The sequence below is a fragment of the Neisseria sicca genome (assembly GCF_017753665.1).
In the GTDB taxonomy this organism is placed as follows: Bacteria; Pseudomonadota; Gammaproteobacteria; order Burkholderiales; family Neisseriaceae; genus Neisseria; species Neisseria flava.
The window spans coordinates 91510-115181 of sequence record NZ_CP072524.1 but is presented as its reverse complement, the minus strand read 5'-3'; the positions used below and the strand labels follow the sequence as shown (position 1 = coordinate 115181).

The window sequence follows — 23672 nt, the reverse complement described above, 5'->3', positions numbered from 1 at the left end:
CAAACGCATATCGGCAATGATACTGCCTCGCGCACCATCCGTCAGACCATAAAAAGGCAGTTCGCCATTGTGCCGTTTCGTTTTACAATAGGCAGACCGAAATCCATCCGCCGAAAGCAAACTATGTCCTTGGCCCAACCGAAACGTATTTTAGTCATCAAGCTGCGCCACCACGGCGACGTGCTGTTGGCGACGCCCGTTGTCCACGCCCTCAAGACCCGCTTTCCCGATTGCGAAATCGATATGCTGGTTTACTGGGAAACCGCCGACATCATCAGCGATAATCCCGAAATTGCCGAAATCTTCACCATAGACCGCTCCTGGAAAAAGCAGGGCTTGAAAACCCAGCTGTCCGAAGAGAAAAAGCTGTTCTCGCGCCTGAAAAAACGCGGGTACGACTGGGCGTTCAACCTGTCCGACCAATGGCGCTCGGCAATACTCGCCAAATTCTGCGCACAATGCAGCGTCGGCATCAGCCATATCAAACGCGACCACTTTTTCTGGCGTTGGTGCCACGACTTCCTCAACCCCGAAGCCGGACGCGGCTGCCACATTACCGAATACCATATGAACGTTTTGCCGCCGCTTATCCGACCAGAGGAAACACCTCCGGTAAAAGTGATGATGGTAATCGGCGATGATTCCCGCTCAAATTTGCAAAGCAAACTGCAAGAACAAGGCTGGAATGGGGAGGATTATGTCTTATTTCACCCGGGCGCACGTTGGGAATTCAAATGCTGGGAAGACGGCAAAAACGCCGCCATCGTCCAATTACTGCTCAACCACGGTCAAAACGTCGTTTTAACCGCCGCTCCCTCAGCAACCGAACAACAAATGGTTGATGCGGTTGTAGAACGCGTCAAAATTCCCGAAGGCGGAAAACTATGGATACTGTCGGGCGACCTCAACCTGCGCGAACTGGCTGCCGCCATCGACGGCTGCAAACTCTTCATCGGCGTAGATTCCGCGCCCATGCACATCGCCGCCGCGCTGGACAAGCCGCAAATCGCCCTGTTCGGCCCCTCATGGCTGGACAGATGGCATCCCTATTCCGACAATGCCGAGGTTATTTGGGCAGGCGATTTCGGCGACCTACCCCACCCCGACAGCATCAACACATCCGACAACACACGCCTGCTCAAAGCCATTCCGCTGGAAGCCGTGTGGAACAAAATCGCTGAAAAGCTAGGTTTAAACAAGGAAGCTTAAACAAAAAGGTAAAGGTCGTCTGAAACCCCCAAATCCGTTTTCAGACGACCTTTTCATTACACAAACGACAAAAATTCAATATTTCCCAAACTGCCCTGCCGCATCGTCTCCCATATTGCCCGCATGGGGGGAAGGACTATGCCAAACCGTGCGCGACATTCTGCGCGAACCTACCGGCGTATCCTGTTCTGCCTGAAACAACACATTATTCCCACTACCGATGGGTAGCGAGCCGCGCAAACCGATATAACTGCCCGAATCATATACACCGCTATGTGATACCGAACTGCCTCCCGATTTGATGCGCGATGCTTCGACGCCGCTTTTGATTTCTCCATAGAGGCGGACTTCTGCCGTCGCCAACACAGGCAAAGCCGTCAATGCAGCAACCAAAATATACAAGGGTTTCATCTTTTCCGTTCCTTTCAAATATTTCTTACACACCCGAATAGCGATAACCAATTTGGCCAACCAGTATATGCCCCTCTTGCGTAAACAAACCATAAATCGTGAAAACGTCGTCTGAAAAGACACCTTGCAACCCATATCCGTTTCATATTGATTTCACTATAATCCCAGTTTCCCCGCCTCAACAGCATAATCATGACTTCCGCTTCACAAACCACCCGCATCCTAGGCATAGACCCCGGCAGCCGCGTAACCGGCTTCGGCGTCATCGACGTCCGCGGCCGCGAGCATTTCTACATCGCATCCGGCTGCATCAAAACTCCTCCGGACGCGCCGCTGTCGGAACGCATCGCCGTCATCGTACGCCATATCGATGAAATCGTCCGAACTTACCAGCCGCAACAGGCCGCCGTGGAGCAGGTATTCGTCAACGTCAATCCTGCCTCCACACTCATGCTCGGACAGGCGCGCGGCGCGGCATTAGCAGCATTGGTCATGCATGGCTTGCCCGTATCCGAATACACTGCCTTGCAAGTCAAACAGGCCGTCGTCGGCAAAGGCAAGGCAGCGAAAGAACAAGTACAACACATGGTCGTGCAAATGCTCTCCCTTTCCGGCACGCCCCAATCCGATGCCGCCGACGGCCTCGCCGTCGCCCTGACCCATGCCCTGCGCAACCACGGACTTGCCGCACAGTTGAACCCCAACGGAATGAAAGTCAAACGGGGACGCTTCCAATGGTGAAAAGATCGTCTGAAAACGAGCGTAGCGGGTTTCGCCAAAACAAGTTTACTCAGACTCCTACTCTCTGACTGAACAACAGACCTTTCCGTTATAATTCCCTTTTTCCCGCACCATCCCGCGACAGACGACATGAAAGCCGCCTTTTTCCTCCTCTACCTCATCCAGCTTCTGCCCTTCAAAGTTATACACAAAATCGCCGACGCAGTGGGCATCCTCGCCTATTACGCCGTCAAACCGCGCCGCAGAGTCGGCGAAACCAACCTCAGAAAATGCTTTCCCGAATGGAGCGAAGACAAACGCAAAGCCGTGCTCAAACGCCATTTTCAGCACATGGCGAAGCTGATGCTCGAATATGGCCTGTATTGGTACGCGCCTGCCGACAGGCTGCGCAAACTCGTGCATTATCAAGACAAACACCATCTCGATAACGCGCTCGCGGCGGGCGAAAAAGTCATCCTGCTTTATCCGCACTTTACCGCGTTTGAAATGGCGGTTTACACCCTTAATCAGGACGTGCCGCTGACCAGCATGTATTCGCACCAAAAAAATAAAGCGCTGGACGAACAAATTCTCAAAGGCCGCCACCGCTACAACAACGTCTTCCTCATCGGTCGCACCGAAGGCCTGCGCGCGATTATCAAGCAACTGCGAAAAAGCGACGCCCCTTTCCTTTACCTGCCCGATCAGGATTTCGGCCGCAACGACTCCATCTTCGTCAACTTCTTCGGTATTCCCACCGCCACGATTACAGGCTTAAGCCGCATCGCCGGCATGACGAAAGCCAAAGTCATCCCCGCCATTCCGACGCGCAATGCCGACAACACCGTTACGCTGCGTTTCTATCCTGCATGGGAAAACTTCCCTTCAGACGACGTTGTAGCCGACACCCAGCGCATGAACGACTTTATCGAAGCACGGGCAAGGGAAAATCCCGAACAATATTTCTGGCTGCACAAACGCTTCAAAACCCGTCCCGAAGGCGAACAGGGATTTTATTGAATTACATACAGTTACATCAAAAAACAAAGCCCGTCATATACGGGCTTTTATTATTTCTATTAAATCGAAAATTAGCAACAATAGTAACAAATTTCAAATTGAGAATATCTCACATTAACTCTTTGGATAACTTAGATATTCAGCCCCATCAAATCCCAAATACCACGAAAAAATCAAACCAAACTCAAAAAACATAAAAGCAATACGAAATTTTAGTTAATATGTTAAATTTAATTTCATTTAAAATCAAACTGTTATAAAATAACATTTCAGAAGAATCAATTATAACAAATAAACTAATAAAAATATAATGCTGAATTTATGTAAAAAAAATGCTTATTTAGAATAAAAATATAAATATAAGATTTTATATTTCAAATAATTTATATTTTTTGAAATATTATAAATATAAATTTAGCATATAAAAATAATGTTAAACACTTGGCAAACCCAAATTTTTCGAGTAAATTTCGCTACATCGAATTACAGACGCACTGACAGATTTGATACTCCGGTTTCCAGCAGCAAATCCTTTGATTTGCAGCGGATGTTCCGAGCTTCACTCCCTCGGAACAAAAGTTTACCCGCACGGAGTTGAGCCGTGCAGGTAAAGCCGCAGGCGAAAGCCTGTATTGTTTGTGAAGCGTAAATCTCTGATTTGAGGTATTGGGGCAATCCTGTGGGGGATTGCCTCCTTTTTTTGTTTCCTGCGTTTCCAGCATTCATTGCCCCCTAGCTCAAATTGCCCTGAAGTATTCGGACATCCGGCCCGCATTACTTCCATATGAAAAGGTCGTCTGAAACCTGATTTGATTTCAGACGACCTTTAAACTTTATCCTGAGACGGATAGCTTACATTTGCTGTTGCGCCGCTTTGATGGCGTTTTGGTCGGGATTGATCAAAATCTCGACGCGGCGGTTTTGGGCGCGGCCTTCGGCAGTGGCGTTAGACGCGATAGGATGGCGTGAGCCGTAGCCGGCTGTGATCAGGCGCGAGCCGTTCACGCCGCGCGATTGCAGGTAGTCGGCAACGGCAAGCGCGCGGTTGCGGGACAGCGGCTCGTTGATGGCATCGTTGCCGGTGTTGTCGGTATGGCCGTTAATCGTCAAAGTCGTGTCGGGATATTGCACCAGCGTTTCGGAGGCGGTCGCCAGAGCGTTTCGCGCGTGATCGCTCAATGCCGCGCTGCCGGTAGCGAAGGTAACGTTTTCAGGCATCACCAGTTTGATTTGGTTGCCTTGGCGTTCCACTTCGATGTTGGTGTTTTTCAGGTTTTCGCGCAGTTTTTTCTCTTGATAGTCCATGTAGCCGCCTACGCCCGCACCAATCGCGCCACACGCCAACGCGGAATTGCGCGCGCCTTTACCGCCGTGGGTCAGTGCGCCGACGATGCCGCACACTGCCGCACCGCCCAAGCCGTACATGGCGGTTTTGCTGGTGTTGCGTTGTCCGCTTACAGGATCGGTTACGCAGCCGGTCAGAGCCAAAGGAATGGCCAATGCGGCAACGGTCAAAGGTTTCAAGAATTTCATTGAGATTTCCTTTCAAAAAATACCGCTCAGACACAGAAGGTCGTCTGAAAAGCGGCTTGATGTATTTCAACAATGTTTCGGCGGGCTGCAAACCCTTCAAAACAGATTGAAACAGCATGATAGCCAGGATTGCGGCACAGTAAATCTCGCTTAACCCGATATTACCTAACTGACCGCAAACTGACATTCCGGTTTTCTATTCTGCGTATTCAGTAAGATTGCCGTAATGAAGTTTGGTTCCTCAAGGCGTTTGCAACACCTATTCTTTTCCATAACGGCGGCGGACATACCTTATCAACATATATTTCAGCCTCAAACGCACATCGTAACCGACCGATCCCGCGCCCAACACAAACAACACCAGCGCGACCGGCAAGGCAAAATGGTGGCCTATCTGATGATAGCCCCACGCACCAATCACCCCACCCAACAAAAACGACCACATCATTCCACCCAAAAGCCACATCTTCGGCTTATTGACATGCACATGCGGCAGGCGCGGATGATGTTTTTTCGAGTAATACAGCGCACGCGAAAGCTCGATGCCCAAGTCGGTCGCCGTGCCGGTCATGTGCGTCGAACGGATGGCACCGCCGGACAAAAGCGTCATCACCGTATTGTGCATTCCCATGATGAAACACATTAAAAACAAAGCCAACGACGGGAAAACCAAACTCCCGTTCCCGATGTTCCATTGAGATGCCGTGAGTCCGAACAAGCCGAATATCAGCAGATAAACCGCTTCCAACCACATGGAAAAACCGAAGCTGCCACGAAACCGCTTCTGCTGCGTCCACAAAACCACCCAGCCCGAATGCACCGCACCGACCACAAAACACAACACGCTGATTAAAGCCACCGCCGCCGTTATCCATTCGCGCAGATAAACAGCGTCCGCCAGCAGCGACATCGAGCCGGTAACGTGCGACGTGTAGCGTGAAAACGCAAAGAAACCGCCCGCATTAATCGCACCCGCCAACATCGCCATGATGTAGCCCAGCCTGCGGAAGCGCGCATCGGAAATATGGTGTTCGTGCAGATACGGCCTGTCCGCCTGCCAAAATGGCGGGGCATGTCGCCGCTTGTCATGCGGCCTAATCTGCTTATCGCGTCGTAGGTGTATTTGCGGTTCTTCCATATAACGTTATCCCTTTTGCAATGATGGATGCAAGGCAAGTAAACACCTTTCCGATTAAAATTAATCCATCATCCGAACAGTATGTTCAGACGACCCCGCCATCAAAAATCTACAATATTAAGGTGTTGTACCTACCACCGATGAAAAATGACGGCAGGCAGGAATTTTTCTATTTCCATTAGCCATAAAAAAGGTTGTCTGAAAAGCATTTTATCCTTTTCAGACAACCTTTCCACCGATTGCATCAATACAAAATCAAATCAGCACACTTCAACCAACCAGCCATGTTTGTCTTCCGCCAAACCGTATTGGATGTCGGTCAAGGCTTTGCGCAAAGCGTAGCCGCGTTCTTGGCTCTTCACTTCGATTTCTTTTCCGTCAATGACAAAAGAGGTTACGGGCGAGATGACGGCGGCAGTGCCGGTCAGAATTGCTTCCGCGCCCTCTTCGACTGCGGCTTTGAGTTCGTCCACGGTGAAATTGCGTTCGCTGACGGTGTAGCCCAAGTCTTTAGCGACGGTCAGCACGGAATCACGGGTAACGCCGTGGAGGAATTCGTCGGTCAACGGTTTGGTGATGATTTCGTTGCCTTTAATCAGGATAAAGTTGGACGCGCCGGTTTCCTGTACGTCGCCGTTCGGGCAGAACAGGACTTGATTTGCACCGTGTTCGGCTTTTGCCTTCAACACCCAAGGCATGGCGGAGGCGTAGTTGCCGCCGCATTTGACGCGGCCCATGTGCGGTGCGCAGCGGATGTGCTCGGTTTCAACCAAAATTTTCACGGGCGAACCGGCTTTGAAATAATCGCCGACCGGAGACGCGAGGATATAGAGCAGCGCAGTTTCGGACGGCGAACCGGCTTTGCCGATAACGGGGTCGGTACCGATGAGCGTCGGGCGCAGATACAACGCAGCAGGCGCATCGGGAATTTCGTCGGCGGCGCGTTTGACCAATTCGATCAGGGCATTCAGATAGGCTTCGGTTTCGGGGCGCGGCAGATGCAAAATGTCTGCGCTTTGCTGCATACGGGCGATGTTTGCCGTCGGGCGGAACAAGACGATTTTGCCGTTTGCCTGACGGAATGCTTTTAAACCTTCAAAGCATTCGCTGCCGTAATGCAGGGCGTGCGCGCCGGGCGCGAGGGTGAGGTCTGAGGAAGTTTGCCATTCGATCGGCTGCCATTTGCCGTCCTTGTGGGCGATAACGGGCATTTGGGCGTGGAAGACGCTGCCGAACACGGCGGGTACGGGTCTGCTCATGGTGATTGCCTTTCTTATTCTGTTTGGTTCTGTTTAGATATTAAAAGTTGAAAGATACGCCTGTAGAGATGGTTTTGACAAGTCCGAATGCCCGTTTCAAAATCAGCTTCCGTCCAAGCCCTTGCCTGATAACGAAATACGGGCAACCGCCTATTCCGATGAGCATACAAATTGTCAGCAATCATGCCTACTGTTTACTACATATATATAATGAAGCCCGAGGTCGTCTGAAAACTGCCGCACATCCTATCCGAAACAATCCAAATCGTTTAAACTAAGCCGCATCTGCGGCAAACGGATTCGGAAACGGAATCCCTATCGACCGCCCTACCGAATTTTCAGACGACCTTTTCAAAACTTTCCGACAGGCATACCGCCGGAGACATCCATGAAACTGATTTACACCATTATCAAAGTCATCATTTTATTATTGTTTTTACTGCTCGCCGTCATCAATACCGACAGCGTCGCCTTCCACTACCTGCCCGGTCAGAAAGCCGATTTACCGCTGATTGTCGTCCTCTTCGGCGCGTTTGTCATCGGTATCGTATTCGGCATGTTCGCCCTGTTCGGCAGACTTTTGGCGCTGCGCAGCGAAAACAACCGCCTGCGTGCTGAAGTCAAAAAACACGCGCATTTGAGCGAAAAAGACCTTGCCGCCCCCGTACCGCAGCAACCTGCGCCGCAAACGACGGCCCCTGCCAAACAACCCGTACAAACGCCCAAGCCTTAAAAAAGGAATCACATGGACAACGAATTGTGGGTCATCCTCCTGCCCATTACCCTTTTGCCCGTCTTCTTCGCCATGGGCTGGTTTGCCGCCCGTATCGACATGAAAACCGTGTTGAAACAGGCGAAAAGCGTGCCTGCCGGCTTTTACAAAAGTCTGGACGCATTGGTTGACCGCAACAGCGGCCGTGCTGCCCGCGAGCTGGCGGAAGTCATCGACCAGCAGCCGCAGTCTTACGACCTCAACCTGACCTTGGGCAAACTCTACCGTCAGCGCGGCGAAAACGACAAAGCCATCAATATGCACCAAGCCCTGCTCGACTCGCCCGATACCGTCAACGAAAAACGCGCGCGGGTATTGTTCGAACTCGCACAAAACTACCAAAGCGCAGGCTTGGTTGACCGCGCAGAACAAATCTTCATCGGCTTACAGGAAGGCAACATGGCGCGCGAAGCCCGTCAGCACCTGCTCAGCATCTACCAGCAAGACCGCGACTGGGAAAAAGCCATCGAAACCGCGCAACTCCTCAGCCACGACGAGCAAACCTACCAATTTGAAATTGCACAGTTTTATTGCGAACTTGCCCAAACCGCGCTGTTTAAATCCAATCTTGACGCCGCCCGTTACAACGTCCAAAAAGCTTTGGACGCCAACAAAAAATGCGCCCGCGCTAATATGATTTTGGGCGACATCGAAACCAAACAGGGCAATTTCCCCGCCGCTGTCGAGGCATACGGCGCCATCGAGCAACAAAACCATGCCTACCTGAGCATGGTCGGCGAGAAACTCTACGAAGCCTATGCCGCCCAAGGCAAACAGGAAGAAGGACTGAACCGGCTCATTGGCTATATGCAGACCTTCCCCGATTTAGACCTCATCAACGTCATCTACGAAAAAGCCCTGCTGCTCAAAGGCGAAAGCGAAGCCGCCCAACTTGCCGTCGAACTCGTGCGCCAAAAACCCGACCTCAACGGCGTGTACCGCCTGCTGGGTTTGAAAATCAGCACCATGAATCCCGCGTGGAAAGCCGATGCCGACATGATGCGCTCCGTCATCGGCCGCCAACTTCAACGCAGCGTCATGTACCGTTGCCGCAACTGCCACTTCAAATCCCAAGTCTTCTTCTGGCACTGCCCCGCCTGCAACAAATGGGAAACCTTCACACCCAACAAAATCGAAGTGTGAAACAAACCAACAAAAAGGTCGTCTGAAAAGTGAACTGGCCCCCAAATCTTGGACACTCATAAAAGCCTATTCAGGCGCTCTGTGCAAGCTGGGTTCTGTATGCGACAGGACTCAGCTTTTTCAATTTCAAACTGCAACGCTCCCGGTTGTAGTAATCCATATAGTCATCTATCTGCTTCATCAATTCATCCACCGTCAATTCTCCTGCGTTATAGAAACACTCCGTCTTCAACACCGCAAAGAAGCTTTCCATCGGCGCATTGTCCCAACAGTTCGCCTTACGCGACATGCTTTGAACCATGGAATGTTTTGCAATCAATTTCCTATATTCCGCCGTACGGTACAGCACACCTTGGTCGGAATGCAGCATTGTTCCCTTATCAGTCAGACGGGGTGCGGCTTTTTCGAGCATTTCCTTCACCATTTCGCTGTCGGCTCTGCGGCTCATGGCGTAGGCGACGATTTCTCGGTTGAACAAGTCCAAGATTGGCGAGAGGTACAGTTTGCCGTCGCTTCCTTTGAGTTCGGTCACGTCGGTCAGCCATTTTTCGTTGGGCTTTCGGGCTGTGAACCGGCGTTTGAGGAGGTGTTCCGATATCTCGCCCATGGCGGGATGGCGGTAGGCTTTTTTCGCCCGTATTTTGGCTTTCAGCCCCATCTGTTTCATCAACCGAGCTGCTTTTTTGCGGTTCTAATCCAATGTTGCGGCAATGCGCCTTTGCCCGTAGCGTCCTTTATGCCGCCGGTAGGTTTCGACAAGGAGGGCTTTGTCGGCTTCATCGGGGTCGGGTCGGTCTTGGTGGTGGTAGTAAAAGCTGCTTTTGGGCAGGTTTGCGATGTGCGGCAGGTATTTGAGCGGGTGTTGCGCCCTCAGTGCTTGGACGGTTTGGCTTTGTCCTTTGCGGTCTGCTTTTGGCTGAGGGCTTTTAACTCCTTTAGGTAGGCAACCTCTGCGCGCATATAGCACAACTCTTCGATAAGTTCTGCCTGTGTTTTTTCGTTGTCGGGTTTGTCGGCGATGAAGGGGTTTTTGCGGTGGTCGGTCATGGTTTTGGATTGGGGATGTTCGAGTGCGCCGATGCCGCCTTCTTGATAGGCGCGTATCCATCGCCGCAGGTGGGTTCGGGAGATGCCGTAATGGTCTGCGGTACGCTGTTGGCTGCGTATGTGCAGGTAGTGGAGTACGGCTTGGTATTTGAAGTGTAATGTATATTTGCTCATAAAAAACTGCACCTTGTGAGTTGGAGGGGATGTGTCCAACTTTTGGGGTGCAGTTCAAAAGTTTTCAGACGACCTTTTACCGTTCAAATCGGGCTTTATTCAACTGTAACCGATTTCGCCAGGTTGCGCGGTTTGTCCACGTCCGTGCCGCGTGCGAGGGCGGCATGGTAGGACAGGAGCTGCACGGGGATGGTGTGCACGATCGGCGAGAGTACGCCGACGTGGCGCGGGGCGCGGATGACGTGCACGCCGTCGGTGGCGTTGAAATTGCTGTCCAAATCGGCGAAAACGAAGAGTTCGCCGCCGCGTGCACCGACTTCCTGCATATTGGCTTTGACTTTGTCCAACAAACCGTCGTTCGGCGCGATGACGACGACGGGCATGTTTTCGTCCACCAATGCCAGCGGGCCATGTTTCAATTCGCCTGCGGGATAGGCTTCGGCGTGGATGTAGGTGATTTCTTTCAGCTTCAACGCGCCTTCGAGAGCGATCGGGAAGTGGATGCCTCGACCTAAAAACAGTGCGCTGTTTTTCTTGGCGAATTTTTGCGCCCACGCGGCGATTTGCGGCTCAAGGTTGAGGGCGTGTTGGATGCTGCCGGGCAGTTGGCGCAGTTCTTCGACGTATTCGCGCGCTTTTTCGGCGGAAACAAAGCCGCGTTGTTTGCCCAGCGTCACCGCCAAGCCAAACAATACAACCAGTTGCGTGGTGAACGCTTTGGTGGAAGCGACGCCGATTTCTGCACCGGCGCGGGTGTACAGCACCAATTCGCTTTCGCGCGGCAGGGCGGATTCCATGACGTTGCAGATGGACAGGCTGTGTTGGTGTCCCAAAGACTGCGCGTATTTCAGGGCTTCCATCGTGTCCAAGGTTTCGCCGGATTGGGAGATGGTGATGATCAGTTGTTTCGGATCGGCAATCACGTCGCGGTAGCGGTATTCGCTGGCGATTTCGACGTCGGTCGGGATTTTGGCGATGGATTCGAGCCAGTATTTGGCGGTCAGCGCGGCGTAGTAGGACGTGCCGCAGGCGAGGATTTTGATGCTGTGAATATCGTCGAACACTTCGCGTGCGTTCGCGCCGAAGTTTTCGGGTTCGAAGCCGCCGTCAAGGAAGACTTCGGCGGTATCGGCGATGGCGCGCGGCTGTTCGTGGATTTCTTTTTGCATGAAGTGGCTGTAAGGGCCCAACTCCAGCGAAGCGAGTGACAACTCGGATACTTTGACTTTGCGTTGGGTTTCGGCACCGGTTTTGTCAATCAGTTTGTCGATGCCATTCGCGCTCAATACGGCGATGTCGCCGTCTTCCAAATAGGCGATGCGGCGGGTAAAGGCGATGACGGCGGATACGTCGGAGGCGATGAAGGTTTCTTGATCGCCCAATGCCACCAAGAGCGGGCAGCCCATGCGCGCAACGACCATTTCTTCGGGTTTGTCCTGCGCCATCACGGCGATGGCGTATGCGCCGTGGAAACGGGCGGTGGCAGCGCGGACGGCTTCAAACAGTTTGCCGCCGTTCTGGGTGTATTCGTGATTGACGCTGTGTGCGATGACTTCGGTGTCGGTTTGCGATTCGAAGGTGTAACCCAAGGCTTTGAGGCGTTCGCGTTCGGCTTCGAAGTTTTCGATGATGCCGTTGTGGACGACGGCAATCATGCCGCCGGAGATGTGGGGGTGGGCGTTGGGTTCGGTTACGCCACCGTGGGTCGCCCAGCGGGTATGGCCGATGCCGATATGGCCGAACACGCCTTTTTCTCGCGCGGCGTCCTCCATCAGCTGCACGCGGCCGACACGGCGCACGCGCTTGATTTTGCCGTCCATGTTTACTGCAATACCCGACGAGTCATAGCCTCGATATTCAAGGCGTTTGAGACCGTCGGTCAGAAAATCGACTACATTGTGATTGGCGCGGATGGCGCCGACGATACCGCACATATGAGTTCCTTAGTATCTAAAAGTTGAAAAAAGACAAGACGCCGGCTTCCGAACGCCTTGCCCGAGTATTATATCAGAGCAGAACATATCACACTGAATTTTAAAGAAATTAACATTTAAAAACCATGCAATACGCTTGCCATGTCGGCATAAACGGCGGGTTTAAAAGCATTTCCAAAGCTTCTGACGGCCTTTCCCCTGCTCTAGTAACAAAATAACTGGGATTTTCCTAGATAACTAAAACAGTCTCAAAATCCAATTATCAGCCTATTTTTTACGCAAAACCCATTTTACGTCCTGCCCGATCAGCTCTACCGAACGGCTTTCCCATTCGCCTTCCGAAGTCAAAACGGCAGGGTTGGCGGGGAGGGTGAGCAGGCTTCTGCCTTCGCCTAAGATTTTCGGCGCTTGGTACAGCACGATTTCATCTGCCAAGCCTGCTTCGATAAAGGTGGAGGTCAGCGTCGCGCCCGCTTCGACCATAATCTCGCCGTAGCCCAGCTCTGCCAACTGAGGCAACAGGGCGGCAAGGTCTATGCGTCCGGCGGCGTTTTCAGACGACCTCAAGAGGCGGATATGATGGAACGCGCGGTATGGTTTGAGACGTTCTTCATCATCGACGGCGGTTACGATGATAGTGGGGCTGAGGTCGTCTGAAACCATGTGGCTGCCCAACGGCGTTTGCAGTTTGCTGTCCAACACGATACGCGCGGGCTGGCGCAGCGTCGGGAAGGCGCGGACGTTGAGGCGCGGATTGTCGGCAAGCACTGTGCCGATGCCGGTTAAGACGGCGCAGCTTTCCGCGCGTAAGGTTTGTACGTCCGCTCTTGCCGCTTCGCCAGTAATCCAGTAGCTGCGTCCGTCGGCGAGCGCGGTTTTGCCGTCCAAGCTGGCGGCGCATTTAACGCGGACAAACGGGCGGCCGCGTTCGATACGGGAGAGGAAACCGCGGTTGAGTTCGCGCGCTTCGGTTTCCAGCAAACCGCTTTCGGTGCGGATGCCTGCGGCTTCCAGCATTGCCAAACCTTTGCCTGCCACCAGCGGATTGGGGTCGGTCATGGCGGCGACCACGCGCGACACGCCCGAGCCGATTAGGGCTTCGGCGCAGGGCGGTGTACGGCCATAATGGCTGCACGGTTCGAGCGTCACATAAGCCGTCGCCCCGCGCGCCATTTCGCCCGCCTGCCGCAGCGCATGCACTTCGGCATGCGGTTCGCCCGCTTTGACATGAAACCCCTGCCCGACGATTTGGCTGCCGTGTGCAATCACGCAGCCGACGCGCGGGTTGGGAGAAGTGGAAAAACGCCCGAGCCGCGCAAGGGCAAGGGCGTTTTGCATCATTTGGGTATCAATACAATCAAACATAATGTGGATTTCTTAAAGTTTTCCGTTTTCAGACGACCTTTTCTTTCGCGTATTCCGTTCGTCGAAGCATTAACGCGACAAGCTCAATTCTTTCAATACTTCCGACAATTCCTTCTGACCCGCGTGATGGCTGTACGCGCAAACGGTATAGATATTGGCTTCGTGAATAGCGATGCAGTATTGGTTGAACTTTCCTTGCCGGTCTTCGCGGTCGGTTTGGTAATTCATGCGGTTGTCGGTGGCGATGCCGACGCGGACATTTTGAGTTTCGTCTGATTGCAGCGCGGTTTTGAGTTCGGCGAAATAGGCTTTGGCATCCGTTTGGGCTGGACCGTTGTTTGCCGCATAAATCGTAATGCGCGCCTCAGGGTCGTGTTGGAGCAGAATCAGGCTGGAGGCGGGAACGTTTTTCGGATGGCGGGCGGAATCGGCGATGATGTCGGTGAAGTGGCTGTTGTGAACGGAGATGGAAATTTTGCCGTCCATGCTCGTCAGCGTTTGAACCGTATCGGAGGCGGCTTTCGGCGCGGCATTGTTCTGCTCGGGGCTGCAGGCGGCAAGGCAGAATAGTGCGGCGGCTACGGATAAAACTCTTTTCATAAACATCCTCTTCATCATCAACACACCGCTTTCAGACGACCTATTTCCCGTCGGTCTGCACCAGCGTGGCGATTGCCTGAGTAAACTCGGACACGTCGTTGAAACTTTTATACACGGAAGCAAAACGGACATAGGCGACCTGATCGATTTTTGCCAACTCCTCCATCGCCATTTCCCCCACCATGCGCGACGGCACTTCCTTGTTGCCCGACTGATACAGACGCTGCTCAATCAGCGCGACCGTTTCATCGATTTTTTCCTGGGCGATCGGGCGTTTGTGCAAAGCCCGTTCCAAACTGGTTCTCAGCTTGTGCGGATTAAACGCCACGCGCGTACCGTTGGATTTAATGACCTGCGGCATCCGCATTTCGACCGTTTCAAACGTACTGAACCGTTGCCCGCATTCCACGCAACGGCGGCGGCGGCGGATACTGTTCGTCTCTTCCAAGAGCCGCGAATCGGTGACTTGAGTATTGGGATGCTGACAAAACGGACATTTCATAAGTTTTTGAATTTATTTGTTTGTGAAACGGAATTGTAGCCGATTGAGCTATTCCCGTATAGTCGGTGGGTTTATTATGGGTTGAAGAGGTCGTCTGAAAACCGTTTTCTGCTTTTCAGACGACCTTTCGTTTGCAATACCCGTTAACGGATGTCCATAGGCGCGAAGGATTTGACAGTTTCGTCTATGGCTTTGACGCGGGTCAAGAAGTCTTCCAGTTGGGCAAGCGGCAGGGCGCTGGGGCCGTCGCATTTGGCTTGGTCGGGGTTGGGGTGTGATTCGAGGAAGAGGCCTGCGAGGCGGGTTGCCATGCCGGCGAGCGCCAAGTCCAGCACTTGCGCGCGCCGTCCGCCGGATGCGGCAGCACCGGATTCGCGGGTTTGCAGGGAGTGTGTGACGTCGAAGATGACGGGCAGGCCGCCGCAGGTTTGTTTCATGACGCCGAAGCCGAGCATATCGACGACGAGGTTGTCGTAGCCGAAGTTGGCGCCGCGTTCGCACAGGATGATTTGTCCGTTGCCCGCTTCTTGGAATTTTTCGACGATGTTTTTCATCTGCGAAGGGCTGAGGAACTGGGGTTTTTTGATGTTGATGACGTTGCCGGTTTTTGCCATGGCGACGACGAGGTCGGTTTGGCGGGCGAGGAAGGCGGGCAGTTGGATGACGTCGCAGACTTCGGCGACGGGGGCGCATTGGTAGGGTTCGTGGACGTCGGTGATGACAGGAACGTTAAACTCGCGTTTGACGGCTTGGAAGATTTTCATGCCTTCGTCCAAGCCGACGCCGCGGAAGGAGTGGATGGAGGAGCGGTTGGCTTTGTCGAAGGAGGCTTTGAAGACGTAGGGAATGCCGAGTTTGTCGGTTACTTTGACGTATTGTTCGCAGGCTTTGAGGGTGGAATCGAGGTCTTCCAAAACGTTGATGCCGCCGAACAGGGTAAAGGGGAGGTCGTTGCCGACGGTGAGGTTGTTGATGCGGATGTTCATGATGATGGGGCTTTCTCGAAGGTCGTCTGAAAATGGCTGAAAGGTCGTCTGAAAGCGGATTTTGCGGTTTCAGACGACCTTTGTGTTTTATAGGACGGTGTGCGGCGGCTCGTAGGAGAGGATGTCGCGGATTTTGTTGTGTTCGTCCACAAGGACGACTTTGGGTTCGTGCGCGGCGATTTCGGGTTCGGACAGCATAACGTAGGACATGATGATCACGATGTCGCCTTTTTGGACGAGCCGTGCTGCGGCACCGTTGAGGCAGACGACGCCGCTGCCGCGTTCGCCGGGAATGGTGTAGGTTTCGAAGCGTTCGCCGTTGTTGTTGTTGACGATGGCGACTTTTTCGTTAACGAGGATGCCTGCGGCGTCGAGCAGGTCTTGGTCTATGGTGATGCTGCCGACGTAATTGAGGTCGGCTTCGGTAACGGTGGCGCGGTGTATCTTGCCGCCGAGCATGGTGCGGAACATGGGTTTCCTTTTGGTTTGGGATTGCGGATGCAGACGGAGGTCGTCTGAAAATCAAAAGCCGTCATTATAGTGGACTTCCCTGTAAATTCATAATGATGCTTGAGCGTTTTTCAGACGGCGCGGCTGTTTTATCAACCTAAACTCTGCTTCAGCCAGCGCAAATAGGGGGCGTATCCGCGCGATACGTTTTGCATCAGGATTTGTGGGCATTCGTAGCTGTGGTTGGCGATGATGGTTTTTTGGATTTCGCGGTAGCAGTGGCGCGAGGTTTTGATGGTGATGCGGATTTCGTCGTCGCGGCAGATTTCGCCGTTCCAAAGGTATTGGCTGGTGATGGTTTCGTATTGCACGCAGGCGGCGAGGTGTTTTTCCAAAAGCAGGCCGCCGATTTTTTCGGCTTCTTCGCGGGTCGGTGCGGTAGTGGTAACGATGACGGGTTTGAACGCGGACATTTCAGACGACCTTGGATTCGGATTTCAAGTGCAACACTAGTGTATCAGTGGTTTGAACAGATTCAAGAATAAAACACTTGGCGTTTCGTAGCCAAGTGTTTTTCTTGGCCGGTGGTTCAACTCATCTTGAACCCTGCGTATCTCCCGATCGCTGATGTTTCGGAAATCGGTTTGCTTGGGGAAATATTGTCGGATGAGTCCGTTGGTGTTCTCATTCAGCCCTTTTTCCCAAGAATGGTAGGGGCGGCAAAAATAAGTCTCCGCCTTCAATGCTTTGGCTATTTTGGTGTGTTGGTAGAACTCTTTGCCGTTGTCCATGGTGATGGTGTGCACTCTGGCTTTATGTGCCTTTAATGCCCTAACGGCTGCCAGAGCAGTGTCTTCGGCTTTGAGGCTATCCAATTTGCAGACGATGGTGTAGCGGGTAACGCGTTCGACCAAGGTCAGTAATGCGCTTTTCTGTCCTTTGCCGATGATGGTGTCGGCTTCCCAATCGCCGATGCGGGTTTTCTGGTCGACGATAGCGGGTCGGTTTTCTATGCCGACGCGGTTGGGCACTTTGCCTCTGGTCCATGTGCTGCCGTAGCGTTTGCGGTAGGGTTTGCTGCATATTCTGAGGTGTTGCCACAACGTGCCGCCGTTGCTTTTGTCTTGGCGAAGGTAGCGGTAAATGGTGCTGTGGTGGAGCGTGATTTGGTGGTGTTTGCTCAGGTAGGCGCATACTTGTTCAGGACTGAGTTTGCGGCGGATAAGGGTGTCGATGTGCTGAATCAGTTGCGAATCGAGCTTATAGGGCTTTCGCTGGCGCTGTTTGGTAGTCCGGCTTTGCCGCTGGGCTTTTTCGGCGCTGTATTGCTGCCCTTGGGTGCGGTGCCGTCTGATTTCGCGGCTGATGGTGCTTTTGTGTCGGTTAAGCTGTTTGGCGATTTCGGCGATGGTGCAGTGGCGGGACAGGTATTGGATATGGTATCGTTCGTCTTGGGTCAGTTGTGTGTAGCTCATGGCAATCTTTCTTGCAGGAAAGGCCGTATGCTACCGCATACTGGCCTTTTTCTGTTAGGGAAAGTTGCACTTCAAATGCGAATCCGCCGACCTATTGGTTTTTAAACTCGATGGTTCCTTTATATTTCACCCAGTATCCGGCGGCTTTGTATTTGTCTTTTTTGGCGGTTGCGACGGCTGTTTCGTCGAGCCCTTCATAACCGCTGGATTCGAGGATGTGGACTTCTACGGCTTTGCCTTCGGGGGAAACCAAGATGGATAGTTTGACGGGTTTGATGGGTTGTGCGGGATTTTGGGATGCGGGGGCGTATTCTGCCGGGTTGACGGTTTGCGCGGTTGCGGGTAGGACGAAGGCAAGCATCAGGGCGGGGATGATGGCGCGGATGGACATGGGTGTTTTCCTTATTTGTCGATTTGTAGAGGGTTTAGGGGGAATTTGTTTTTATTGGTTTTCAGACGACCCTTTGTTTTCCGTGGGCTAAGCACACGCTACGGGGTTGTGCTATTTTCAGACGACCTTTGTTTTTCGCGGGCGAAGCCCACGCTACGGGGGTGTGCTATTTTCAGACGACCTTTGTTTTTCGCGGGCGAAGCCCACGCTACGGGGTTGTGCTATTTTCAGACGACCTTTGTTTTCGAGGGTGAAGCCCACGTTACGATATTGCGCCCGTTTGGGCGGCGGGCGCGGTGTTGCTTATTTGAAGTTCAATATCGGCCAACCTTTTGCTTTGGCTTCCTGTTCCAGCTCGGCATCGGGGTTGACGGCGATGGGTTCGTTGACGAGGCGCAGCAGCGGCAGGTCGTTTTTGGAGTCGCTGTAAAAATAGGTTTTGCCATAGCTTTCGAGCGTTTCGCCGCGTTCGGCGAGCCATTGGTTCAGGCGGGTGATTTTGCCTTCTTTGAGGCTGGGCGTGCCGATGTAGTTGCCGGTGTAGCGGCCGTCGGCACCGGTTTCGAGTTGGGTACCGATGATGTTGGTGATGCCGAAAAGGTGGCAGATGGGGGTGATGATGAACTCGTTGGTCGAGGAGATAACTAGGGTTTCGTCGCCCGCCATTTGGTGGCTCTGTACCAGCATACGCTGCATGGGCGAAATGTAGGGCGTGATGAACTCTGCCATAAATTCGCGGTGAAATTCCGCCAGCTCTTCTTTGCTGTAACGGGCGAGCGGGGCGAGGTGGAATTTGAGGAAGGCGTCGATGTCGAGGCAGCCGTTTTGGTAGTCGCGGTAGAATTTTTCGTTTTGTGCTTCGGTTTCGGCAGCGTCAACCAGCCCTTTTTTAATGAGGTATTGCGGCCAAGAGTGGTCGGAATCGGTGTTGATAAGGGTGTTGTCGAGGTCGAAAATGGCGAGGTTTTTCATTGGGTTTCCTGTTGTTTCAAAAGCTGGCGCAGAAGCGGCAGGGTGATGCGTTTGCCCATGGTAACGGCGTAGTTGTCCAGCGTGTCGAGCATCTGCATCAGGCTGTCCATGTCGCGCCGCCAGTGGTTGAGCAGGTATTCGAAGATTTCGGGGTCTATGGTAACTTGGCGCGCCGCCGCCATACTGACGAGCGCGTCGATTTTTTCTTGGTCGGTCAGGGGTTTGACTTCGTAAACGAGGCAGTACGCCATGCGGGTGCGCAAGTCTTCGCGGATGACGAGCTGTTGGGGGGTGTGTTCTGAACTTAACAGCAGAAAGCCTTTGCCGCTGTTGCGGAAACGGTTGAATACGGCAAACAGGAGGGCTTGTTCTTCGTTGCCCAGTTTTTCGATTTGGTCGATGGCGAGGTAGTCGGCTTCAAGGGCAGCTTCGGTCAGGGGCGTGGCGGCGGCGTCGATATAGACGGCTTTTTTCCCCGCGTCGAGCGCTTGGGCAACCCACGCGCGCAACAGGTGGCTTTTGCCCGCGCCTTCTTCGCCCCAGACGTAGATAAACGGGTCGTGTTTATGCTGTAACACATAGACCAGTTCGGCATTTTCCGTTCCGAGGAATTTGTCGAAACCGGGATAGCCGCGTTCGGCGAAGTCGAAAATAAGCTGGTTCACAAAGGCATACCGGATGGGTTGGAATCGGGTTTATTGTACGTTGTTTTGTCAGCGCGTATCAAGGCGCGGGGTCGTCTGAAAAAGGGGCGCGCGGCATGGGTTTCATATACAATGGCAGACATTTGGCGACGCGTCTGTTTTCAGACGACCCCTGTCTTTTTCATTTCAGGAAGATTTCGTGATTTCGACCCTTATTGATTTTATCCTCCACATCGACCAGCATTTGGTCGAGATTTCCGCGCAATACGGCGTATGGATTTACGCGGTGTTGTTTTTGATTATTTTCTGCGAAACGGGCTTGGTGGTTACGCCGTTTCTACCGGGCGATTCGCTGCTGTTTGCCGCGGGCGGGATTGCCGCGGTCGGCAGCATGAATATTCATGTCATGATTGCACTGCTTTTGGCCGCCGCGATTTTGGGCGATGCCGCCAACTTCATGATCGGCAAGTTTTTCGGGCGCAAACTCTTTGCCAACCCCGATTCCAAAATCTTCCGCCAGTCGTATCTGGAGAAAACCCACGCGTTCTACGAAAAACACGGCGGCAAAACCATCATCATCGCCCGCTTCGTCCCGATTGTGCGCACGTTTGCTCCGTTTGTCGCAGGCATGGGCAGCATGCACTACGGCACTTTCATCCGCTACAACATCATCGGCGCGGTATTGTGGGTAGTATCGTTTTCCTATGCCGGCTATTTCTTCGCCAATATTCCGGTGGTGAAAAACAATCTGGCGTTGGTGATGGTGGCGATTATCGTGATTTCCATCCTGCCGGGCGTGATCGAAGTCATCCGCGCGAGAAGGGCGGCGAAGAAATAAAAATTATTTGAACCATAAGAGAAGGTCGGCGGATTCGCATTTGAAGTGCAACTTTCCCTAACAGAAAAAGGCCAGTATGCGGTAGCATACGGCCTTTCCTGCAAGAAAGATTGCCATGAGCTACACACAACTGACCCAAGACGAACGATACCATATCCAATACCTGTCCCGCCACTGCACCGTCACAGAAATCGCCAAACAGCTTAACCGCCACAAAAGCACCATCAGCCGCGAAATCAGACGGCACCGCACCCAAGGGCAGCAATACAGTGCCGAAAAAGCACAGAAGCAGAGCCGGACTATCAAACAGCGTAAGCGAAAGCCCTATAAGCTTGATTCGCAGCTGATTCAACACATCGACACCCTTATCCGCCGCAAACTCAGTCCCGAACAAGTATGCGCCTACCTGCGCAAACATCACGGGATAACACTCCACCACAGCACCATTTACCGCTACCTCCGCCAAGACAAAAGCAACGGCGGCACCTTGTGGCAACACCTCAGAATATGCAGCAAACCCTACCGCAAACGCTACGGCAGCACATGGACCAGAGGCAAAGTGCCCAACCGCGTCGGCATAGAAAACCGACCCGCCATCGTCGACCAGAAAGCCCGCATCGGCGATTGGGAAGCCGACACCATCGTCGGCAAAGGACAGAAAAGCGCATTACTGACCTTGGTCGAACGCGTTACCCGCTACACCATCGTCTGCAAATTGGATAGCCTCAAAGCCGAAGACACTGCTCTGGCAGCCGTTAGGGCATTAAAGGCACATAAAGCCAGAGTGCACACCATCACTATGGATAACGGCAAAGAGTTCTATCAACACACCAAAATAGCCGAAGCATTGAAGGCGAAAACCTATTTTTGCCGCCCCTACCATTCTTGGGAGAAAGGGCTGAATGAGAACACCAACGGACTCATCCGCCAATATTTCCCCAAACAAACCGATTTCCGAAACATCAGCAATCGGGAGATACGCAGGGTTCAAGATGAATTGAACCACCGGCCAAGAAAAACACTTGGCTACGAAACGCCAAGTGTTTTATTCTTGAATCTGTTCAAACCACTGATACACTAGTGTTGCACTTGAAATCCGAATCCAAGGTCGTCTGAAAACGTTTTTCAGACGACCTTTTGCAATCTTTCCAAGCTTTTATTGATAAACCCGTCCGTTGTGCTCCAACCAGCCGTCGGTATGGCGGCCTGCGGGGTCGTGGTGCGTCCAATGGAGGACGCCGCCCTGCTCCGACCATTCGTATTCGCCGTAGAAGCCGACTTTATCGCCTTTTTTCAAGCCTTTAATTTTGTCGGCGAGGTCGATGTTGTGCGCCACTAAAAGCGTTTGCCCGCTCGACAGTTTCAAGATAAAACGCTGATGGCGCGTGCCTTGGTTGTCGTCGGGCAGCGTTTTCAGAACCGTACCTGAGCCCTTCACCTGAATATCGCTCTCTTGGTTTTCAAAGGCTTGCTGCAATATTTGTTCCGCGCTGCCCTGTCCTGCTTGGCGGTCGTTCTTCGGCTGCTTCGGTTCCGACTTTTTGGATGAAGGCTGCTCAGGCTGGGGCTGTTCGGATGGGCGTTTTTCCGCTTGGGTTTGGGTCTGTGTTTGGGTGGGTACGGCATCCGCTGCCTGACCCTGCCGCCCCTGCTGCATTTTTTGATAACCGACTACCACTGCGGCAACAATCAGTATCCAAATCCATTTGTTTTTATTCATAAAATCCGTGCCCAAAAAAATGCCCGACGGTTCATCGGGCATAAATTATTTGAAAGGAGTTAAATCACGATAACGTGAGCCACCATTATATACAAAATCGGCGGAAAAATCAGCATTTTCAGTCCGATACCTGAAGCGGCGGCGTGATCACGCTTTTTTGTTTCCCTGACTGTATTTCATTTCGTATTTGATGTCGTTCAGGATTTTTTTCACGTTGTAATCCAAAAGCTGTTCCACCAAATCGGGCGCCTGTTCGCTGAGGGTTTGTTGGAGCTGGTAGGTAAACAGCGCCATTTGTTTCTGCACGGCGGTGCGTATCATGCCGTTGACTGCGTCGGCGACGTGTGGGCGCAGGCGTTTGATCAAACGCTCGCTCAGGTCTTGCTCGGAAATGCAGAACACTTCCCTGCGGTTGATAACCTGCGGGTTCAACACGTTGATATTGACGGTAATCGGCGGCGTTTCGTCTTTGGGGTCGTCTGAAATCTGCTCTTGCGCCTGCGGATTTTCGTTTTCAGACGACGTTGCCTCTTCTTTTACGGGTGCGTCAAATTCGACCGTTTTACGTTTCGGGTTCAGCCAAACTGTACGCGTGGACTCGATTTGTCTGTCTGTCGCACTCATTTGCAGCGAATACTGCGCGTTCAGCCAGTTTTCCTGCAAAATCACCATTGCATCGGTCTCCGCCGTTTCGGCAGCGTCTTCCTCCAGCATGGTGTTGTGTTCCTCCTGCCATTTGCGCAGATATTCCGTCAAGACGGCATCGCGGTTGGCATCGTCGAGCTTGGCGGTTTTGGCTTTGGGCTTCTGCTCGACGGCTGGCTCTTGAGATTCGCGCACCAAAGGAGCGTGTGTGTAAGGTGCGTTCAATTGGCGGGTTTGCCGCAGCTTTTCCAAGCGGCTTTCCCAATCCAGGCTTTCATCCGCTTGTTGTGGCGTATCGGGACGATTCGTATCCATTTTTTGCTTTCGTTCTTCCGTTGTGTCATTTCATTTCACGCGCATAGCGAATGCCGTGATTTGCTATAATGCGGTATTTTAACAGATTCCCAGGAACACATCATGAGCAGCATCGAACAACGCCTCGAATATTTGGAAGAAGCCAACGACGTTTTGCGTATGCAGAACCACGTTCTCGCCACCGCCCTCAAAGGTCTGATCCGTTCGCTGCCGTCCGACATGGCAAACGAAGCCGTCGAGTCCATCCAGCTTGCCTTCGAAGACGCGCTCGCCGAATTGAACTACGAAGACAGCCCGCATACCGACCTCTTCCATGACGTAACCTACGCTTTTTTCCGCGAAAAAGAACACTGACGCGTAGCGACTTCCCCAAACCGTGTTAAACTATCCGTTTATTTATTAATATCCG

The 23672-nt window shown here is 52.7% G+C and carries 28 protein-coding genes and 1 pseudogene; 8 read left to right on the top strand and 21 right to left on the bottom strand.

Annotated features, from left to right (window positions below):
- Window positions 1-123: 123 nt before the first annotated feature.
- Window positions 124-1209, top strand: a complete 1086-nt coding sequence (gene rfaQ / locus J7445_RS00565; RefSeq protein ID WP_070654487.1) for a putative lipopolysaccharide heptosyltransferase III — start codon at window positions 124-126, stop codon at window positions 1207-1209.
- 75 nt (window positions 1210-1284) lie between these two features.
- Here the strand turns inward: rfaQ and J7445_RS00560 are convergent, their stop codons facing one another.
- Window positions 1285-1620 carry a porin gene (locus J7445_RS00560; RefSeq protein ID WP_070654494.1) on the bottom strand — a complete coding sequence of 112 codons (336 nt, stop codon included), beginning with the start codon at window positions 1618-1620 and terminating at the stop codon, window positions 1285-1287.
- A gap of 192 nt (window positions 1621-1812) precedes the next feature.
- Here J7445_RS00560 and ruvC point away from each other — a divergent pair, with 192 nt between their 5' ends.
- Both ruvC and J7445_RS00550 read left to right on the top strand, forming a co-directional pair.
- The gene (ruvC, locus tag J7445_RS00555) at window positions 1813-2361 is read left to right on the top strand and encodes a crossover junction endodeoxyribonuclease RuvC (protein WP_070440089.1); all 549 of its coding nucleotides are present in this window, start codon (window positions 1813-1815) and stop codon (window positions 2359-2361) included.
- A gap of 129 nt (window positions 2362-2490) precedes the next feature.
- Window positions 2491-3360: a lipid A biosynthesis lauroyl acyltransferase gene (locus J7445_RS00550; RefSeq protein ID WP_070540267.1), complete on the top strand. Its 870-nt coding sequence runs from the start codon at window positions 2491-2493 to the stop codon at window positions 3358-3360.
- 852 nt (window positions 3361-4212) lie between these two features.
- Here the strand turns inward: J7445_RS00550 and J7445_RS00545 are convergent.
- From J7445_RS00545 to ilvE, 3 genes are all read right to left on the bottom strand, one after another.
- Window positions 4213-4893: a YiaD family glycine zipper/OmpA-like lipoprotein gene (locus J7445_RS00545; RefSeq protein ID WP_070654488.1), complete on the bottom strand. Its 681-nt coding sequence runs from the start codon at window positions 4891-4893 to the stop codon at window positions 4213-4215.
- Window positions 4894-5152: 259 nt separating this feature from the next.
- The gene (locus J7445_RS00540) at window positions 5153-6031 is read right to left on the bottom strand and encodes a YoaK family protein (protein ID WP_070654489.1); all 879 of its coding nucleotides are present in this window, start codon (window positions 6029-6031) and stop codon (window positions 5153-5155) included.
- Between the two features lie 260 nt (window positions 6032-6291).
- A complete protein-coding gene (gene ilvE, locus J7445_RS00535; protein WP_070654490.1) occupies window positions 6292-7290 on the bottom strand; it encodes a branched-chain-amino-acid transaminase in 999 nt (332 codons plus the stop codon).
- A gap of 388 nt (window positions 7291-7678) precedes the next feature.
- Here ilvE and J7445_RS00530 point away from each other — a divergent pair, with 388 nt between their 5' ends.
- Both J7445_RS00530 and lapB read left to right on the top strand, forming a co-directional pair.
- Window positions 7679-8023: a LapA family protein gene (locus J7445_RS00530; RefSeq protein ID WP_009311116.1), complete on the top strand. Its 345-nt coding sequence runs from the start codon at window positions 7679-7681 to the stop codon at window positions 8021-8023.
- Between the two features lie 12 nt (window positions 8024-8035).
- Window positions 8036-9205 carry a lipopolysaccharide assembly protein LapB gene (gene lapB, locus J7445_RS00525; protein ID WP_016687605.1) on the top strand — a complete coding sequence of 390 codons (1170 nt, stop codon included), beginning with the start codon at window positions 8036-8038 and terminating at the stop codon, window positions 9203-9205.
- A 70-nt stretch (window positions 9206-9275) separates the two neighbouring features.
- On the opposite strand, the pseudogene J7445_RS00520 reads toward lapB, so the two are convergent.
- The 15 genes and pseudogenes from J7445_RS00520 to J7445_RS12320 form a co-directional block, all read right to left on the bottom strand.
- Window positions 9276-9884: pseudogene (locus J7445_RS00520) on the bottom strand (IS3 family transposase); the annotation flags it as partial.
- A gap of 12 nt (window positions 9885-9896) precedes the next feature.
- Entirely contained in the window at window positions 9897-10172 is a 276-nt protein-coding gene (locus tag J7445_RS00515; protein ID WP_209283085.1) for a hypothetical protein, read from the bottom strand.
- On the bottom strand, window positions 10076-10426 hold the full coding sequence (locus J7445_RS00510; RefSeq protein WP_244969474.1) for a helix-turn-helix domain-containing protein: 351 nt from the start codon (window positions 10424-10426) through the stop codon (window positions 10076-10078). The genes J7445_RS00515 and J7445_RS00510 overlap by 97 nt, the downstream gene beginning before the upstream one ends.
- A 95-nt stretch (window positions 10427-10521) precedes the next feature.
- Window positions 10522-12360: a glutamine--fructose-6-phosphate transaminase (isomerizing) gene (gene glmS / locus J7445_RS00505; protein ID WP_070654571.1), complete on the bottom strand. Its 1839-nt coding sequence runs from the start codon at window positions 12358-12360 to the stop codon at window positions 10522-10524.
- Between the two features lie 267 nt (window positions 12361-12627).
- Entirely contained in the window at window positions 12628-13725 is a 1098-nt protein-coding gene (gene ribD, locus J7445_RS00500; protein WP_070654573.1) for a bifunctional diaminohydroxyphosphoribosylaminopyrimidine deaminase/5-amino-6-(5-phosphoribosylamino)uracil reductase RibD, read from the bottom strand.
- A gap of 69 nt (window positions 13726-13794) precedes the next feature.
- On the bottom strand, window positions 13795-14325 hold the full coding sequence (locus J7445_RS00495; protein ID WP_244969490.1) for a hypothetical protein: 531 nt from the start codon (window positions 14323-14325) through the stop codon (window positions 13795-13797).
- Window positions 14326-14365: 40 nt separating this feature from the next.
- Entirely contained in the window at window positions 14366-14827 is a 462-nt protein-coding gene (nrdR, locus tag J7445_RS00490) for a transcriptional regulator NrdR (RefSeq protein ID WP_003776195.1), read from the bottom strand.
- A gap of 143 nt (window positions 14828-14970) precedes the next feature.
- Window positions 14971-15813 carry a 3-deoxy-8-phosphooctulonate synthase gene (gene kdsA / locus J7445_RS00485; RefSeq protein ID WP_019269924.1) on the bottom strand — a complete coding sequence of 281 codons (843 nt, stop codon included), beginning with the start codon at window positions 15811-15813 and terminating at the stop codon, window positions 14971-14973.
- An 87-nt stretch (window positions 15814-15900) separates the two neighbouring features.
- Entirely contained in the window at window positions 15901-16284 is a 384-nt protein-coding gene (panD, locus tag J7445_RS00480; RefSeq protein ID WP_003767516.1) for an aspartate 1-decarboxylase, read from the bottom strand.
- Window positions 16285-16415: 131 nt separating this feature from the next.
- Window positions 16416-16736, bottom strand: a complete 321-nt coding sequence (cutA, locus tag J7445_RS00475; protein ID WP_070654577.1) for a divalent-cation tolerance protein CutA — start codon at window positions 16734-16736, stop codon at window positions 16416-16418.
- Window positions 16737-16772: 36 nt separating this feature from the next.
- Window positions 16773-17738 carry an IS30 family transposase gene (locus tag J7445_RS00470; protein WP_209283084.1) on the bottom strand — a complete coding sequence of 322 codons (966 nt, stop codon included), beginning with the start codon at window positions 17736-17738 and terminating at the stop codon, window positions 16773-16775.
- A gap of 91 nt (window positions 17739-17829) precedes the next feature.
- Window positions 17830-18129 (bottom strand): TonB family protein, encoded by a 300-nt coding sequence (locus tag J7445_RS00465; RefSeq protein ID WP_070656547.1) that lies wholly within the window; start codon window positions 18127-18129, stop codon window positions 17830-17832.
- Between the two features lie 303 nt (window positions 18130-18432).
- Complete coding sequence (locus tag J7445_RS00460; RefSeq protein WP_070656545.1) at window positions 18433-19101, bottom strand: histidinol-phosphatase; 669 nt, start codon at window positions 19099-19101, stop codon at window positions 18433-18435.
- The gene (hda, locus tag J7445_RS00455; RefSeq protein WP_019269921.1) at window positions 19098-19766 is read right to left on the bottom strand and encodes a DnaA regulatory inactivator Hda; all 669 of its coding nucleotides are present in this window, start codon (window positions 19764-19766) and stop codon (window positions 19098-19100) included. Before hda ends, J7445_RS00460 begins: the two co-directional genes overlap by 4 nt.
- Window positions 19763-19888, bottom strand: a complete 126-nt coding sequence (locus J7445_RS12320; protein ID WP_019269920.1) for a hypothetical protein — start codon at window positions 19886-19888, stop codon at window positions 19763-19765. Before J7445_RS12320 ends, hda begins: the two co-directional genes overlap by 4 nt.
- Window positions 19889-19944: 56 nt before the next feature.
- Between J7445_RS12320 and J7445_RS00450 the strand changes: the two genes are divergently transcribed.
- A complete protein-coding gene (locus J7445_RS00450) occupies window positions 19945-20583 on the top strand; it encodes a DedA family protein (protein WP_019269919.1) in 639 nt (212 codons plus the stop codon).
- Between the two features lie 115 nt (window positions 20584-20698).
- Window positions 20699-21664 (top strand): IS30 family transposase, encoded by a 966-nt coding sequence (locus J7445_RS00445; protein WP_209283031.1) that lies wholly within the window; start codon window positions 20699-20701, stop codon window positions 21662-21664.
- A gap of 75 nt (window positions 21665-21739) precedes the next feature.
- On the opposite strand, the gene J7445_RS00440 is transcribed toward J7445_RS00445, so the two are convergent.
- Both J7445_RS00440 and J7445_RS00435 read right to left on the bottom strand, forming a co-directional pair.
- Window positions 21740-22345 (bottom strand): DUF3465 domain-containing protein, encoded by a 606-nt coding sequence (locus J7445_RS00440; protein WP_209283083.1) that lies wholly within the window; start codon window positions 22343-22345, stop codon window positions 21740-21742.
- A gap of 105 nt (window positions 22346-22450) precedes the next feature.
- Complete coding sequence (locus J7445_RS00435) at window positions 22451-23263, bottom strand: hypothetical protein (RefSeq protein WP_070654468.1); 813 nt, start codon at window positions 23261-23263, stop codon at window positions 22451-22453.
- Between the two features lie 102 nt (window positions 23264-23365).
- Between J7445_RS00435 and J7445_RS00430 the strand changes: the two genes are divergently transcribed.
- Entirely contained in the window at window positions 23366-23617 is a 252-nt protein-coding gene (locus J7445_RS00430) for an NGO1151 family protein (protein ID WP_016687175.1), read from the top strand.
- Window positions 23618-23672 lie beyond the last annotated feature (55 nt).

Coding starts and splice junctions, on each gene's coding strand:
- rfaQ (WP_070654487.1), top strand. CDS start 124: ATGTCCTTGGCCCAACCGAAACGTATTTTAGTCATCAAGCTGCGCCAC.
- J7445_RS00560 (WP_070654494.1), bottom strand. CDS start 1,620: ATGAAACCCTTGTATATTTTGGTTGCTGCATTGACGGCTTTGCCTGTG.
- ruvC (WP_070440089.1), top strand. CDS start 1,813: ATGACTTCCGCTTCACAAACCACCCGCATCCTAGGCATAGACCCCGGC.
- J7445_RS00550 (WP_070540267.1), top strand. CDS start 2,491: ATGAAAGCCGCCTTTTTCCTCCTCTACCTCATCCAGCTTCTGCCCTTC.
- J7445_RS00545 (WP_070654488.1), bottom strand. CDS start 4,893: ATGAAATTCTTGAAACCTTTGACCGTTGCCGCATTGGCCATTCCTTTG.
- J7445_RS00540 (WP_070654489.1), bottom strand. CDS start 6,031: ATGGAAGAACCGCAAATACACCTACGACGCGATAAGCAGATTAGGCCG.
- ilvE (WP_070654490.1), bottom strand. CDS start 7,290: ATGAGCAGACCCGTACCCGCCGTGTTCGGCAGCGTCTTCCACGCCCAA.
- J7445_RS00530 (WP_009311116.1), top strand. CDS start 7,679: ATGAAACTGATTTACACCATTATCAAAGTCATCATTTTATTATTGTTT.
- lapB (WP_016687605.1), top strand. CDS start 8,036: ATGGACAACGAATTGTGGGTCATCCTCCTGCCCATTACCCTTTTGCCC.
- J7445_RS00510 (WP_244969474.1), bottom strand. CDS start 10,426: ATGAGCAAATATACATTACACTTCAAATACCAAGCCGTACTCCACTAC.
- glmS (WP_070654571.1), bottom strand. CDS start 12,360: ATGTGCGGTATCGTCGGCGCCATCCGCGCCAATCACAATGTAGTCGAT.
- ribD (WP_070654573.1), bottom strand. CDS start 13,725: ATGTTTGATTGTATTGATACCCAAATGATGCAAAACGCCCTTGCCCTT.
- J7445_RS00495 (WP_244969490.1), bottom strand. CDS start 14,325: ATGAAAAGAGTTTTATCCGTAGCCGCCGCACTATTCTGCCTTGCCGCC.
- nrdR (WP_003776195.1), bottom strand. CDS start 14,827: ATGAAATGTCCGTTTTGTCAGCATCCCAATACTCAAGTCACCGATTCG.
- kdsA (WP_019269924.1), bottom strand. CDS start 15,813: ATGAACATCCGCATCAACAACCTCACCGTCGGCAACGACCTCCCCTTT.
- panD (WP_003767516.1), bottom strand. CDS start 16,284: ATGTTCCGCACCATGCTCGGCGGCAAGATACACCGCGCCACCGTTACC.
- cutA (WP_070654577.1), bottom strand. CDS start 16,736: ATGTCCGCGTTCAAACCCGTCATCGTTACCACTACCGCACCGACCCGC.
- J7445_RS00470 (WP_209283084.1), bottom strand. CDS start 17,738: ATGAGCTACACACAACTGACCCAAGACGAACGATACCATATCCAATAC.
- J7445_RS00465 (WP_070656547.1), bottom strand. CDS start 18,129: ATGTCCATCCGCGCCATCATCCCCGCCCTGATGCTTGCCTTCGTCCTA.
- J7445_RS00460 (WP_070656545.1), bottom strand. CDS start 19,101: ATGAAAAACCTCGCCATTTTCGACCTCGACAACACCCTTATCAACACC.
- J7445_RS12320 (WP_019269920.1), bottom strand. CDS start 19,888: ATGTCTGCCATTGTATATGAAACCCATGCCGCGCGCCCCTTTTTCAGA.
- J7445_RS00445 (WP_209283031.1), top strand. CDS start 20,699: ATGAGCTACACACAACTGACCCAAGACGAACGATACCATATCCAATAC.
- J7445_RS00440 (WP_209283083.1), bottom strand. CDS start 22,345: ATGCCCGATGAACCGTCGGGCATTTTTTTGGGCACGGATTTTATGAAT.
- J7445_RS00435 (WP_070654468.1), bottom strand. CDS start 23,263: ATGGATACGAATCGTCCCGATACGCCACAACAAGCGGATGAAAGCCTG.
- J7445_RS00430 (WP_016687175.1), top strand. CDS start 23,366: ATGAGCAGCATCGAACAACGCCTCGAATATTTGGAAGAAGCCAACGAC.